At 64.4% G+C, this 14,631-nt stretch carries 12 protein-coding genes; 6 read left to right on the top strand and 6 right to left on the bottom strand.

What is annotated here, in order from left to right; all coding sequences use genetic code 11:
* Positions 1-2 precede the first annotated feature (2 nt).
* The 4 genes from NJ75_RS14350 to NJ75_RS14365 all read left to right on the top strand — a co-directional run bounded on the left by NJ75_RS14350 (position 3) and on the right by NJ75_RS14365 (position 5,006).
* Positions 3-863, top strand: a complete 861-nt coding sequence (locus tag NJ75_RS14350) for a substrate-binding periplasmic protein (protein ID WP_039335794.1) — start codon at positions 3-5, stop codon at positions 861-863.
* A 279-nt stretch (positions 864-1,142) separates the two neighbouring features.
* A complete protein-coding gene (locus NJ75_RS14355; RefSeq protein WP_039335632.1) occupies positions 1,143-2,885 on the top strand; it encodes a methanol/ethanol family PQQ-dependent dehydrogenase in 1,743 nt (580 codons plus the stop codon).
* A gap of 119 nt (positions 2,886-3,004) precedes the next feature.
* Positions 3,005-3,652 carry a response regulator transcription factor gene (locus tag NJ75_RS14360; protein WP_174544591.1) on the top strand — a complete coding sequence of 216 codons (648 nt, stop codon included), beginning with the start codon at positions 3,005-3,007 and terminating at the stop codon, positions 3,650-3,652.
* Between the two features lie 64 nt (positions 3,653-3,716).
* Positions 3,717-5,006, top strand: coding sequence for an NADH:flavin oxidoreductase/NADH oxidase family protein (locus NJ75_RS14365; RefSeq protein WP_039335634.1), 1,290 nt, complete (start codon positions 3,717-3,719; stop codon positions 5,004-5,006).
* A 25-nt stretch (positions 5,007-5,031) separates the two neighbouring features.
* On the opposite strand, the gene NJ75_RS14370 is transcribed toward NJ75_RS14365, so the two are convergent.
* From NJ75_RS14370 to adh, 5 genes are all read right to left on the bottom strand, one after another.
* Positions 5,032-7,242: a hybrid sensor histidine kinase/response regulator gene (locus tag NJ75_RS14370; protein WP_052242515.1), complete on the bottom strand. Its 2,211-nt coding sequence runs from the start codon at positions 7,240-7,242 to the stop codon at positions 5,032-5,034.
* Complete coding sequence (locus NJ75_RS14375) at positions 7,239-8,384, bottom strand: FIST N-terminal domain-containing protein (RefSeq protein WP_039335800.1); 1,146 nt, start codon at positions 8,382-8,384, stop codon at positions 7,239-7,241. Before NJ75_RS14375 ends, NJ75_RS14370 begins: the two co-directional genes overlap by 4 nt.
* 54 nt (positions 8,385-8,438) lie before the next feature.
* A complete protein-coding gene (locus NJ75_RS14380; RefSeq protein WP_039335637.1) occupies positions 8,439-8,864 on the bottom strand; it encodes a DUF779 domain-containing protein in 426 nt (141 codons plus the stop codon).
* On the bottom strand, positions 8,861-9,169 hold the full coding sequence (locus tag NJ75_RS14385) for an EthD family reductase (protein WP_039335640.1): 309 nt from the start codon (positions 9,167-9,169) through the stop codon (positions 8,861-8,863). Before NJ75_RS14385 ends, NJ75_RS14380 begins: the two co-directional genes overlap by 4 nt.
* 154 nt (positions 9,170-9,323) lie before the next feature.
* Positions 9,324-10,844, bottom strand: coding sequence for an aldehyde dehydrogenase (gene adh / locus NJ75_RS14390; protein WP_039335642.1), 1,521 nt, complete (start codon positions 10,842-10,844; stop codon positions 9,324-9,326).
* Between the two features lie 273 nt (positions 10,845-11,117).
* On the opposite strand from adh, the gene NJ75_RS14395 reads away from it, so the two are divergent.
* The gene (locus NJ75_RS14395) at positions 11,118-12,533 is read left to right on the top strand and encodes a methyl-accepting chemotaxis protein (RefSeq protein WP_039335802.1); all 1,416 of its coding nucleotides are present in this window, start codon (positions 11,118-11,120) and stop codon (positions 12,531-12,533) included.
* 42 nt (positions 12,534-12,575) lie between these two features.
* On the opposite strand, the gene NJ75_RS14400 is transcribed toward NJ75_RS14395, so the two are convergent.
* Positions 12,576-13,670 carry an acyl-CoA dehydrogenase family protein gene (locus NJ75_RS14400; protein ID WP_039335643.1) on the bottom strand — a complete coding sequence of 365 codons (1,095 nt, stop codon included), beginning with the start codon at positions 13,668-13,670 and terminating at the stop codon, positions 12,576-12,578.
* A 144-nt stretch (positions 13,671-13,814) separates the two neighbouring features.
* Here NJ75_RS14400 and NJ75_RS14405 point away from each other — a divergent pair, with 144 nt between their 5' ends.
* Complete coding sequence (locus NJ75_RS14405; protein ID WP_039335645.1) at positions 13,815-14,582, top strand: helix-turn-helix transcriptional regulator; 768 nt, start codon at positions 13,815-13,817, stop codon at positions 14,580-14,582.
* Positions 14,583-14,631 lie beyond the last annotated feature (49 nt).

The following is a 14,631-nucleotide window of genomic DNA, read 5'->3' on the forward strand; positions in this document are numbered from 1 at the left end:
CAATGCGCGCCAGCAGGCGTTCGTTCCTGCAGGGGCTAGCGCTATCCGCGCTGGCCGCGTCCTCCAGCGCCTTTGCCGCACCGCTTGAGAAGGTCAAAGACCTCGGAGTCCTTCGGGTCGGACTCTATGCGGATAACCGGCCCTGGTCGTGGAACAAGGACGGCAAGGTGGCAGGCATCGATGCCGACATTGCGCGCGCGCTCGCCGAAGCGCTGGGCGTTCGCGCCGATGTCCAGCTGTTCTTCGCGGGCGAGGACATCTCCGACGACTTGCGCAACGTGGTCTGGCGCGGGGGGCTGCTCGGGTTTCAGCCATGCGACGTGATGCTGCACGTACCCTTCGAGCGGCAGCTGATACAGCAGGAAGACAATGTCGTGTTCCTTGCGCCTTATTACCGCGAAACCTTTGGCGCGGCCTGTTCGCGCGATGGCGGCAACTGCGAAGCGGTGCCGGCGTCGTTCAAGGGCCGGAAGATCACCGCCGAACTCGCCTCGATCCCTGACTTCTACCTGCTCGGCCACGCTGGCGGCGTCCTTGCCAAGGACCTGGTCCACGTTCCCAATGGCTATGATGCGCCCGCCGCGCTGGTGGATGGCAGTGCCGACTTCACCGTGGCGACCACCGCGCAGATCGAGGCTGTCGTCGCCGACAACCCCGACGCCGGGATCAAGGTGCGCAAGGGACCGCTGCCAATGATGATGTCGCCGGGCTGGGACATTGGAATCGCGGTAAAGGAAAATTCGCGCAACCTGGGCTTCAGGCTTGAGCAAGTGCTCGAGCAGATGATTGGCGATGGGCGCATGGCCGCGCTGTTCCAACGCCATGGCGTGAACTGGAAGCCGGCGCTTTCCGCGCAATCCTGAACGGTCATCTCGCACCCGCCATCCTCGATTGGCGGGCCAACGGGGGGACGGGAACACCGACTGCGACCGGTGTTCCCCGAACCGTTTTTGCTGCGGTTGTGTTGCGCAGCATTTGGCGCGCCTGGGCATGAAGCACAAGGCCTTATCCCAAGGTTCAATTGTGCAGCATACTGCAACCGATAGGCTCACATCGACGATAGGGGATCAGTGGCGAACCGGGGGGATTCCCGCATGACCGCACTCCATCGCAGAACAAGACCCCATAACAGGAGGGACAGGATGAAGCGGCGTTTTTCAATCGTGTTGGCAGGCCTTGCGGCAGCCACCAGTCTTTCGGCAGTTCCAGCCATTGCCGGCGGGCCGACCAGCGCGGACATCATCAACGATGCGGCCACGCCCGGCGACGTGATCAGCTATGGCATGGGCCCGCAGCAGCAGCGGTTCAGCTCGCTCGACAAACTCAACACCAGCAACGTCAAGAATCTCGTGCCCGTTTTCGCAGCATCGCTCGGCGGTGAAAAGCAGCGCGGTCAGGAATCGCAGCCGCTGGTCTATGACGGCACGATCTATGTAACGGGTTCGTATTCGCGCCTCTTCGCGTTCGATGCGCGCACCGGCGAGAAGAAGTGGGAATACAACGCCCGCCTGCCCGATGGCATCATGCCCTGCTGCGACGTGGTTAACCGCGGCGCGGCGATCCATGGCGACAAGGTGATTTTCGCGACGCTGGACGCGCATCTCGTTGCCCTCGATCGCCATACCGGCAAGGTGATCTGGAACAAGAAGCTGGCCGACTACCAGGCCGGCTATTCGGCAACGGCGGCGCCGCTGATCGTCAAGGACATGGTCATCACCGGCAATTCGGGTGGCGAGTTCGGCGTGATCGGCGAAGTGCAGGCCCGCAACGTGGATACGGGCGAGCTGGTGTGGTCACGCCCGACCATCGAAGGCCACATCGGCACGCTGGGTGGCAAGCCTTCCACGATGACCGGCAAGCTCAACGCTTCTTGGACCGGCGACTTGTGGAAGACCGGCGGCGGCGCGACCTGGCTGGGCGGCACTTATGACCCCGGCACCAACCTGCTCTACTTCGGCACCGGCAACCCCGGCCCGTGGAACAGCCACCTGCGCCCCGGCGACAACCTCTACACGTCCTCGACACTGGCGATCGATGCCGATACCGGCGAGATCAAGTGGCACTACCAGACCACGCCTCATGACGGCTGGGATTTCGACGGCGTGAACGAGTTCATCCCGTTCGATGCCACGATGAAGGGCAAGCCGATGAAGCTCGGCGCCAAGGCCGACCGCAACGGCTACTTCTACGTGCTTGACCGCACCAACGGCAAGCTGCTGGGCGCGCACAAGTTCGTGATGCAGACGACCTGGGCCAATGGCATCGACCTGAAGACCGGCCGTCCGAACTACGTGGCCGAAAACCGCCCCGGCGCGCCCAATGCCGCGGAAAAAGGCAAGACCGTGTTCGCCAGCCCGTCGTTCCTCGGCGGCAAGAACTGGATGCCGATGGCCTATTCGCAGGACACCGGCCTGTTCTATGTGCCCAGCAACGATTGGGGCATGGACATCTGGAACGAGCCCATCGCCTACAAGAAGGGCGCGGCCTACCTGGGTGCAGGCTTCACCATCAAGCCGATTGCAGAAGACCACATCGGTGCGCTTCGCGCGATGGACCCGGCCACCGGCAAGATCGTGTGGGAGTACAAGAACAAGGCTCCGCTGTGGGGTGGTGTTCTGGCCACGCGCGGCAATCTGGTGTTCACCGGCACGCCCGAGGGCTACCTCAAGGCCTTCGACGCCAAGACGGGTGCGGAACTCTGGAAGTTCCAGACCGGGTCGGGCGTGGTCGGCTCGCCGGTGACCTGGGAGCAGGACGGCGAACAGTATGTCGCGGTCATGTCCGGCTGGGGCGGCGCGGTGCCGCTGTGGGGCGGCGAGGTGGCCAAGACCTTCAAGGAGATCAGCCAGGGCGGTTCGCTCTGGGTGTTCAAGCTGCCGAAGTGATTTTCCCCGGGGCGCCGGACCTTACCGCAGGTCTGGCGCTCCACCCCCTCCCCGGGTAGAGACAGATGAGCAATACCATCGCAATTACCACGTTCGCAGCCGAAAGGGGGAGCGCTGCCATGGCCGTAAACGGACCTGATCGCGTGCTGATCGTGGACGACCATTCGCTGGTGCGTGATGGGCTGCGCTCGATCTTCGACGACGCCTTTCCCTCCTGCACGATCCTTGAAGCAGACAGCCTGGAAGCTGCGCTCAATACCCTCGAGCAGGAAGGGGATGTCGACCTGGTCCTGCTGGACCTCAACATTCCGGATGTTTCTCACCTGTCGGGCCTCGAAGCCCTGCGTGACCGCTTTCCGGCGACGCCGGTAGTGATGGTCTCGGGCGTGACAGACCGCAAGGTGGTGCGCGATGCGCTGGCCGCAGGGGCGGCGGGCTTCGTGCCCAAGAGCCTCAAGCGCGCGGCAATCCTCGACGCGCTGAACCAGGTGCTTTCGGGCGAGATCTACATGCCTGAACTCGAAGGTGATGACTCCGCCGCTGCCGAGGAAGACGCGATCCGCAGCCGGATCGACAGCCTGACCCCGCAGCAGCGGGTGGTCCTGGGGCACCTCGTCGCCGGGCGGCTCAACAAGCAGATCGCCTATGAACTCGATGTCTCGATGACGACGGTGAAGGCGCACGTTTCCGCGATCCTGCAGAAGATGAACGTCTTTTCGCGGACGCAGGCGGTGATCATGGCCGGGAAGATCGGCTTCAAGGGGTAAACGGTCACGATCCGGCAATTGCACTACGCGCCCGGTCTGGCAGACTGGCGCGGGGGAGATTGCCATGCTGATCAAGACACCGCTGGCCCTGCCGTGCGGCATCGTCATTCCGAACCGCCTCGCCAAGGGCGCGATGACCGAGGGACTGGCCGATCCGTCGGGCAGACCGACGCCGGAACTTGACCGGCTCTATGGCGTATGGGCCGATGGTGGCGCAGGCCTGCTGATAACCGGCAACGTGCAGATCGATGGTGACCATCTGGAGCGCCCCGGCAATGTCATCGTCGATCGCGCGGCCGATGCGGCGACGAAGGCGGCTCTGGCGCAGTGGGCAAAGGCCGGGACGCGCGCAGGCAACCAGTTGTGGATGCAGATCAGCCACGCAGGGCGGCAGACGCAGGCCACTATCAACCCGCACCCCAAGGCGCCATCGGCGGTGAAGCTGGGGCTGCCGGGCGGGCAGTTCGGCGAGCCGGTGCCGCTTGAGGAAGCGGAGATCCTCGATCTGATCGGGCGGTTTGCCACTTGTGCGAAAGCGGCGCAGGACGCGGGCTTTGGCGGGGTGCAGATCCATGCCGCGCATGGCTACCTGCTTTCGCAATTCCTCAGCCCGCGCAGCAACCAGCGCACCGACCGATGGGGCGGATCTCTGGAGAACCGGGCGCGGTTCCTGATGGAGACCGTGCGAGCAGTGCGCGAAGCCGTGGGCCCGCAGTTCGGCATCTCGGTGAAGCTCAATTCGGCAGACTTCCAGCGAGGCGGGTTTGCCTTTGATGAGAGCCTGACCGTCGCGCGCTGGCTGGAGGAGGCGGGCGTCGACCTGCTGGAGGTTTCTGGCGGATCGTATGAGCAACCGGCGATGATGGACATGGAAGGGCTGGACCCTTTCGAACGGCCGGATGTCCCGGCCTCGACGGCGGCACGCGAGGCCTATTTCGTGGACTTCGCCAAGGCGATGAAGGCGAGCCTGACGAGGATGCCGCTGATGGTGACCGGCGGCTTCCGCACCCGCGCGGCGATGCAGCATGCGCTGGAGACGGGCGCGGCGGACCTGATCGGCATCGGGCGACCGCTGTGCGGGGCGCCGGATGCCTGCCGCAATCTGCTGGAGGACAGCGCCGACCTGCCCCGCTTCGAGGCCGCGCTGCGCCTGCTGCCCCCGGCGCTGCGCTGGCTGGAGAAATTCGATACCGTCCGCACCATCGCGGGCTTCGGCGTTCAAATGTGGTACTATGCCCAGATCGATGCGATCGGGCGGACCGGCACGCCCGAGCCGCGCAAATCGGTGTTCGCCTCGCTATTGCAGGTGCAGAACCACGCGAAGGCGTGGATGAAGGCACGGCGCGCGCTCTAGGGTAAGCGGGTGTTGGACTCGGGGATCAGAGAACGTCCCTCTGGCGCAGGAAGGCGCGGAGTTGGGCGGGTTTGACCGGCTTGTTGAGGATCGGCAGCGCCAGTGCGTTCAAGCGGGCTTTGGTCTCCTCGCTGCGGTCGGCAGTGATGACCATGGCGGGCAGATCGAAGTTGGCCCGGGCTCGCAGCGCGGCAATGGCCTGCTCTCCGGTCAGGCCGTCATCGAGCTGGTAATCGACGATGGCCATGGCAGGGCGGCGGGCAAGAGCGGCAGCGACGCAGGCCTCTGCCGGATCGCGCGCGGTGACCACCTCGAGACCCCAGTTCTCGAGCAGCGCTTCCATGCCCGAGAGGATCGCGGGATCGTTGTCGATCACCAGGACAAGGCCCCCACTGCCGGTCGACGGTCCCGAGGCCGGCTCGACCGGCGCAGGCGCGGCGACAGGTTCGACGCGGGGGAGCATGATCGAGAAGGCGGAACCGAGGCCGGGGACGGAATCGAGGCCGATCGGGTGATCGAGCATGGTCGACACGCGGCGCACGATGGCAAGGCCAAGGCCCTTGCCGGGGATTTTCTGCGTCTTGCCGACGCGGCGGAACTCGCCGAAGATTTCCTCGCGGTCGGACGCGGCGATGCCGGGGCCGGTATCGCGCACGGTGACGCGGATCATGCCCTGTATCTCGTCGACTTCGACAGCGACGCGGCCAGCCTCGGTATAGCGGATCGCGTTCGATACGAAGTTCTGGAGGACGCGGCGCAAGAGGCGCGCGTCGGAGCGAACCCAGGCCGGCGTTTCGACCACGTCGAATTCGAGCTTGCCGGCGGCGGCGAGCGGGGCGAATTCCACGCGCAGGGCATGGAGGATCGCGCCGAGCGAATGATCGCCGATTTCGGGCTGGATGGCACCGGCATCGAGGCGGGAAATCTCGAACAGGGCTTCGAGCAGGTCTTCGACCGAATCCAGCGCGGTTGACGCCTGGCTGACGAGAGCGCGCGGACGCTCCGGCAACTTGAGGCCGTCCATTGCCGAGACGAACAGGCGCGCGGCGTTCAGGGGCTGGAGCAAGTCATGGCTGGCGGCGGCGAGGAAGCTGGTCTTGGAGCGGTTGGCGGTTTCGGCCTCGTTCTTTGCCTCGACCAGCTGGCGGTTGACTTCGACCAGTTCGGCAGTGCGCTCCTGCACCCGGCGCTCCAGCAGTTCGGCGGTCTCGGTCAACGAGCGTTGCAGGCTGACGTGGTCGGTCACGTCGTCAAAGGTAAAGACCATGCCGCCGTTACCGAGCGGGACCGAGCGGATCACGAAGTGCCGGCCATCCATCAGGCATTCGGCGGAAAGCTGGCGCGTATCGCCTTCCCGCCAGGCAAGGCTGTCGGCACATTCGAGGCCCAATCGCCAGCTGCACCACTGCACCAGCTGGGCATGGCTTTCGACATGGCGCAGCAGGTCACTGCCGGAAAGGCCGAGCACGCGGACGAGGCCTTCGTTCCACGCCTGCATCCGGCGCTGGGCATCGAACAGGCAGACGCCTTCGGACAGGGTATCGAGCGTGGCCTGCAACGCGAGGTTGCGCTCTGCCAGTTCCAAGGCGCGCTGGCGGGCGTCCTCGGCCTTGACCGAGGTGATATCGGTATAGATGCCGACGATGCCGCCATCGCTGGTGCGCAGTTCGTTGATCTGGATCCAGCGCCCGTCGCCCAGCGCCTGCACATGGGCCCCTTCGGCACGGCGGTGCCAGTCGACCCGGTCGCTGAGCCAGCGATCCGGACCGGTTGCGGCGCCGAGAGTCGAGCCGGTCAGCGCCACGCGGCTGGCCATTTCGGCAAACTCCGGGCTGTCACCGGAAATCGGTTCGACGGCAGGGAATATCTTGAGGAAGGCGCGGTTGCACAGGATCAGGCGGTCATCGGCGTCGAAGAGGGCAAACCCGTCGCTGAGGGATTCGATCGCATCGCGCAGCAGGACGCGGGCGGCAGTGGCGTCTTCGTTAGCGGCGGCGAGTTCGGCCATGGCCGCCTCGAGCGCGCTCGTGCGGTCCCGGACCACGGATTCGAGCGCGATGGCAGTTTCGAACATCGAGAACGCGCCGCCCTCCATGTCACCTGAGCGTTCCACCCGGTCCATCAGCGCGGCGTTGATCTTTTCGAGCTGGCGCACGCGGGCGCGCAAGGCGGTGATCTCGTCCTCGCCATTGACCATGGCGGGGGCAAGAATGCCGGTGAGATTCGAGCCGCTCATCGCCCGACGGCGAGACCGGTGAAGGTCTGGTTCATGTGCGCGGCGCGAAACTGCTCGCCATAGGTGTTGAAGCCGAAAACGCGGTTGGCGACGTACATGCGCGAGACAATGCCGGCCTGCTGGCGGTCTTCGGCATCGAGGCGGTTCAGCACGCAATCGAAGCCGACGACATGGTCGATCTCGCCCACCTTGCGACCGATTTCCTCGAACAGGGCATCCATTTCGGCGATGCGATCTACCGGTTCCCCGATGGACAGGACGACGCCGGTATCGATCGCGCAGTAGAAGGTCAGCGAGCCATCGTCATTGGCCGTCTGGATCGACCGGACGTGGAACTGGCCGCCGGTGCGCACGATGGGAGGATAGGCGGCAAAAAACTGGGCGTTGAGTTCGGACGGCGGACTTCCGGCAAGGCGGCGGTATTCCTCGGCGGCGGGGGCGGCATTGATCTCGGTGACGACCCGGGATTCGGCATCCGCCTCGGTTATGACCATCTTGGCCGGGCCGGGACGATAGAAGCTCTTGCAGAAGACATGCAGAGGGCGGCGGCTGGTGAGAAGGACGATGACCGCGGCGTCCTTGTGGAAGGCGCCTTCGTGGAAAATGGCCGTGTCGCGGAACGACAGGCCGTCGCCGCTTGACCCGCCGATCAACTGGATATCGCCCAGCGCATGCTGCGCGGTCATCGTCAGCAGTTCTTCGCGGTGGGAAAGGCCATCGACGAAGAACAGCGCGACCTGATGCAGCCCCTCGCCATGTTCGCGCCGCGACTGGGCGACGAGCTGGCGGATGGCGCCCTGTGCAGCCTGCGGATCGAAATGATCGAGATCGTCAAAGCGCAGCGAGGCCATGGAAAAGGGGCCTTCGGGGAATCCGATCAGCACGACCGAATGGGTATCATACCCCTGATCGTTCAATTCACCTGCGCTGGTGCAGCCAAAGAGCCGCACTTCGGGCATGGCGCTGGCCAGTTCGGCCTGAAGGGCATCGCGGGGATAGGCGTTGGAGCAGAACAGCAGCGCCCCGGCCAGCTTGCGGCCTTCGATGCACTCGGCAAGCTCGGCCACTGCGGCGCGGGGATCGGCTGCGCGCGAAGTGCACGCTATCATGCGCGCCTCGTCCACTGCTGTCGCCGTTTCCATCACCGCATCCTCCATGGCCTGACCTCTTGCGGGTTCTCCTGCCTGCCGCGCAGCTTAGGGCGAAGCCGTGCCCTCGCCAAGTGCAACGCTGTCCCCTCGCGGCGGCTCGCCCGCGGCCTCGAGCGCGGCGCTTTCATCATCGCTGAACACCCGGCTGCGCACGATGAAGCGCACGCCTTCGGGCGCTTCAAGGCTCATCCCCGAGCCGCGCCCCGGAACGACGTCGATGGTGACCTGGGTGTGCCGCCAGTATTCGAACTGCGCCGCCCCGATCCATACCGGCGTACCCTCGGCCACATGGCCGAGCAGCACGTCCTGCCCTCCGACCCGGAACTCGCCGGCCACGAAGCACATCGGCGCGGAGCCATCACAGCATCCGCCCGACTGATGGAACATCAACGGTCCGTGAGCAGCCGTCAGCCGGGCGATCCAGTCCCCGGCTTCAGGCGTATTGAGAACGCGGGGCGGCAGGTTGCTCATCCGACTTCGGAGATCATGACCGATGCGCCGCCTGTGGCGAAGTTCGGAATGTCGCCAGTAGCGGCATGGGCCTCGGCCGAGCCCATGCCCGCGGCCATTGCGGCGGCATCGGCGAACCAGATCTGGGTCAGGCGGTAGTACGGCGGAGGGCTCCCATCGGGTCCGGGCAGGCCCTTGAGGAGGACGACCTTCTCTACCGAGGGAATTTTCTCGGCGATCGGCATGTGCGTGCCGAAGTAATAGGCTTCGAACGCTTCCGGATCGGCAGGCGCGTTGTACATCACGTTGACGACGACTTGGGCCATCGGTTCATCCTCTCTTGTTCATCGCTTCACCTTCGCGCTCTTGCGGCCGAAGTGCAAAGGGCAGATCACAAATGGTGACGGCGCGGGCGGGACCTTCCTCCCTGCGCCGCGCCGTCTCCCTCCAGCAGTTACGCCGGTATCTCCATCTTCCGCCTCAGAAGAAGCCAAGCTTCTTGGGGCTGTAGCTGACCAGCAGGTTCTTGGTCTGCTGGTAGTGATCGAGCATCATCTTGTGGGTTTCGCGCCCGATGCCCGACTGCTTGTAGCCGCCAAATGCCGCGTGGGCCGGGTAGGCGTGGTAGCAGTTGGTCCAGACGCGACCGGCCTGGATGCCGCGGCCGAAGCGATAGGCGCGGGTTCCATCGCGGGTCCAGACGCCAGCACCGAGGCCGTAGAGGGTGTCGTTGGCGATCTCCAATGCTTCCTCGTCGGTCGAGAACCTGGTCACGGCGAGGACCGGGCCGAAGATCTCTTCCTGGAACACGCGCATCTTGTTGTGGCCTTCGAGCACGGTCGGCTTGACGTAGTAGCCTTGCGCAAGATCGCCCTCGTGCATCGCGCGCTCGCCGCCGGTGAGGACCTTGGCACCTTCGTCCTTGCCGATCTGGATGTAGGAGAGGATCTTCTCCATCTGGTCGTTCGAGGCCTGCGCGCCGATCATCGTCGATGCATCGAGCGGGCTGCCGAGCTTGATCGCCTCGACCCGGGCAATCGCCTTTTCCATGAAGCGGTCATAGATCGATTCATGCACCAGCGCGCGGCTCGGGCAGGTGCAGACTTCGCCCTGGTTGAGCGCGAACATGGTGAAGCCTTCGAGCGCCTTGTCGAGGAAGTCGTCGTCGTGGTCCATCACGTCAGCAAAGAAGATGTTCGGGCTCTTTCCGCCCAGTTCCAGCGTGCAGGGGATGAGGTTTTCCGACGCATACTGCATGATCAGGCGACCGGTGGTGGTCTCGCCGGTGAACGCGATCTTGCTGATGCGCTTGTTGGTGGCAAGCGGCTTGCCTGCTTCGATGCCGAAGCCGTTGACGATGTTGAGCGTGCCGGCGGGCAGGATGTCGGCAATCAGTTCGGCAAGCACGAGGATCGACATCGGGGTCTGTTCGGCAGGCTTGAGCACCACGCAGTTGCCTGCGGCCAGCGCCGGGGCAAGCTTCCACGCAGCCATCAGGATCGGGAAGTTCCACGGGATGATCTGGCCGACCACGCCCAGCGGTTCGTGGAAGTGATAGGCGACGGTGTCGTGGTCGATCTCGGCAATCGAACCTTCCTGCGCCCGCACGCAGGCGGCGAAATAGCGGAAGTGGTCGATGGCGAGCGGAATGTCGGCGGCGGTCGTCTCGCGGATCGGCTTGCCGTTGTCGATGGTCTCGGCCATCGCCAGCAGATCAAGGTTCGCTTCCATCTTGTCGGCGACCTTGAGCAGGATGTTCGACCGTTCGGTGGTCGACATCTTGCCCCAGGCATCCTTGGCAGCGTGGGCGGCATCGAGCGCCAGCTCGATGTCCTCGGCCGTGCCACGCGCGACCTGGCACACGACCTGGCCCGTCACCGGCGAGATATTGTCGAAGTACGCACCCTTCACCGGGGCAACCCACTTGCCGCCGATGAAGTTGTCGAACTTGTCGCGAATGAGTGAAACGCCAGTGAACTGGCTAAGGGCCTGCTGCAACATCCTCGGTCCTCCGAAATCCTGTTATCGAGATCTGGCAGCAGTGTGCGCCCAAGCCGGGACGAGGCCAATTGTACCTTGGAAGGATGCTGCGCGCATCGCGAGGGTCCTGCCCCTTGGCCAAGCCGAAACCTGCACCAAAGGACATGAGGAGTTTCAACAATCGGGCATGGAGGCCGGCGTTCATGCTCGAGAGGTAAGACGGTTCGCGAGATTCTTCGCAGTTCATCGCCGTGCGTACCAATGGAAGCGGCGAGGAAAGAAAGGAACCGCTGCATGTTGGACTGGTTCGAAACGCAGGCGCCGATCCGCGAAAAAATGCGCTTGATGATGCTGGCGCTGCTCGGCGCTTCGGCATTGACCCTTTTCGACGTTCCCGCCATTCTGCTGTTCCCCGAGCACATCCTCATGCTCGTTTCAGGCGCCGCAGTCATCTCGCTGGTCCTGACCTTCATGATCATGCGCACGGTGACGGAGCGGATTTGCAGGCCTTATGTGGACACGGTCGTACGCATGGAAGCGCTAGCCGGCGGCGATACCGAGAGTCCGATCCGCTATACGAACCATGCCGATTGCGTGGGGCGCATGACCAAGGCGATGGAGAAGTTTCGCCTCAGCATCCGCGCCTCGACCGATCTGGAAACGCAGCGCCGGATCATCGACCGAATGAACAGTTCGCTGGAACGACTGGCCGCCAACGACCTCACGGCAGAAGTCACCGAGGCGTTCCCCGGCGAGTACGAGGAGATGCGCCGCAATTTCAATGCAGGGCTTGCCAGTATCTCGGACGCGCTCGCCAGCATTCGCGGCCTCGCCGGAACGGTGCTGACCGGATCGGAGGAGATTGACGCAGCTTCAGCCGATCTTGCCCGCCGCAACGAACGGCAGGCCGCAAACCTGCAGCGTGCGGCGACGGCGATGAACCAGGTTACGAGCGCGCTTGGCCAGACCGCCGAGCGCGCAGATACCGCCCACCGCTCCGTGGCCAGCGTAGCCGCCAAGGCCGCAGAAGGCCACGAGGTTGCCGCCTCGGCAATGGATTCCATGCACGAGATCGAGAAATCGTCTCAGGAAATCGGCCGGATTGTCGGGCTGATCGACGGCATCGCCTTCCAGACCAACTTGCTGGCGCTCAACGCTGGCGTGGAAGCGGCGCGCGCAGGGGAGGCCGGCAAGGGTTTTGCCGTTGTCGCCACCGAGGTGCGCGCCCTTGCCCAGCGCTGCGCCGAAGCTGCGCGGGATATCAAGGGGCTGGTCGATAGCAGTACCAGCACGGTTGCCAGGGGCGTCACGACCGTCGAGCGGACACGCTCCGTCCTCGGCGAATTGAACGGACTGATCGACGAGATCAGCAGCTTCATCACCGAAGTCGCCTCGCATACCGCAGAGCAAGTGCGCAACCTTGCCGGCGTGAATGCCGACGTGGCCGAGATGGACCAGATGACGCAGCAGAACGCCGCGATGGTAGAGCAATCGGCAGCGGCGGCGCGCAGTCTGTCGGAACAGGCCAATGCCTTGTCCGCAGGCGTCGGCGCGTTCCTGATCAAGGATCAGCCGAGCGCCAGGCCAAGGGTTACCGGACCGGTCGTGGTACGTTCGCCCGGTGCTGCCCTTCAGTCTCCTGTAAAGTCAGCTGCTCCGATGCAACCCAGCGGCAGCCTCGCGCTTGCCGAAGACTGGTCGGAGTTCTGAGGCAAGACGGCCCTGAAACCTTCAGGTTCGGGCCATCTTCCTTCAGGCAGCAGCAAACCGGTCGAGCGCGGCAAGCCCGTCGTCGGGCCAGCGCGACAGGGCAAGCAGGCGCTTGTGACCGTGGCCGATGAACAGTTCGTCGGTCACGCCCATGCCGCCGTGGAACTGGATCATCTCGTGCCCAAGTTCGACCGAAGCCGGGGCGACGAAGGCGCGCAGGCCGTCAACGGCGGTGGCGAACCTGTCCGATCCCTGGCTGACAATGGCAAGATCGAGCAGTGCCCTACCCTGCTCGATCGCGGCATATTGCGCGGCCATGCGGTGCTGGATCGCCTGGAACGAGCCCAGGGGCGTGCCGAACTGCTGACGCGTGCGCAGGTAATCGAGCGTGGCTTCGAACAGCTGCTGCATTATGCCCAGCGCCTCGGCAGATCGGGCGAGCGAGGCAAGCACGCCGACTTCGGCAACATCGGCCAGCGAGCCGCCGAGCCGCTGGGCCGGCACCGCAGCGAGATCGAGCGAGACTGCCAGCGATCCGTCCACCATCCGCCACGGGTTGATCGAAAGACCGGGCGCATCGGCGGCGACGAGATAGAGCGCCACGCCGTCTTGATCGGCAGGTGCGCCATGTTCGCGCGCGGTGACGATATAGCCATCAACCCCGCCGCCGGCGGGCACGCACGATTTCGCTCCGGTCAGAGCGCCCGCATCATCGACGCGCGTTTCGATGAAGGTCCGTCCTGCACGGGCACGCTGTTCTGCATGGGCCAGCGCAAGGCGGCGGGTGCCCATGGCAAGGCCTTCCATCCACTGTGCAGCAAGATCGGCCGGGGCGACGCGTTCGAACAGCCGCGCTGCGACCATCACGTTTTCTATCAGGGGTTCGACAACGAGGCCCTTGCCCAGCGCCTGAAACACCGTGGCGATCGCAGTGGCATCTAGCGCCATCCCGCCACTTTCGAATGACAGGGGTGCCGCAACGAGGCCGAGTTCGGCCAGCAGGGACCACATCTGCGGCGAGAAGCCATTCGCCCCGCCGAGATAGACACGGCGGCGATCGAGGTCGTAGTTGTCATCGACGAAGCGCTCGGCAAGGGCCTTGAGCATTTCCTCGTCTTCATTCAGGTCGAAATTCACGTCCCTCTCCTCAAGGAGACGACCTGTAACAAGTTCGCACGGCTCGCCATGCTGCGCAAATGACTAGGCGTTTGAGCCAATACCGTCGTTGTTTCCAAAGCACTTGGCCGGTATGACCCATGTCCATAAGTACAGGAGAGGTCAGTGCAGCTTTCGGTGGAGTCGATCGACTCGGTCAGGATCAGCAATCCGCAGGACGTGCGCCGCGCGGCAGAAGCCCTGCACCAGATCGCAACGGCCGCCGGCATGCGTGCCGCCCCTGCGCACGATATTGCTGACAAGCGCACGCCGGTCGATGCCGATGGCAACATCCTGGCACGCGACGTATTCGGCTGGAACGACGAGAAGGTGTGGTGGCGCAATTCGCGCATCGCGCTCGATTCGCCGCTGACGTCTGCGTGCCGGTTCGAGAGCGAGCCATTCTGGGTGAACGCCAACGGTTTTCACACCCGCCAGCCTAACCACTACCTGACCGCCATCGACCTCACCAACTTCGAGGCTCGCGCGATGACCCGCGCTGCCATCGTCGTGCCCGTGCACCTGCCGTTCGGGCAGATCGGTGCAGTCAGCTTCAATCCGCTCGATCCTGCGCAGACCGAACTGGATGACGTGTTCCTTGAGAACGGCGACGCCTTCGGCATCTATGCACGCACCTTCATCGCCAGCTATGTCCATGCGATGGGATCGGCGCAGGCCCTGCCCTCGGGCTCGCGCCTGTCAAAGCGTGAGGTGGAGTGCCTGCGTTGGGCGGCCATCGGCAAGACCGACCTGGAAATCAGCATGATCATGGGCCGCAGCCGGGCCACGGTGCGTTTCCACATCCACAACGCCTCGATGAAGCTCAATGCGGTGAACCGCAGCCAGACAGTCTTCAAGGCGGCGCAGCTGGGCTATATCTCGCTGGCGACTTGAGGGTGGTCACCGAGGCATGTGCGTGAACAGCCGTTCGAGGTCTCAGCCT

The sequence above is a fragment of the Novosphingobium subterraneum genome (assembly GCF_000807925.1).
Classification (GTDB): domain Bacteria; phylum Pseudomonadota; class Alphaproteobacteria; order Sphingomonadales; family Sphingomonadaceae; genus Novosphingobium; species Novosphingobium subterraneum.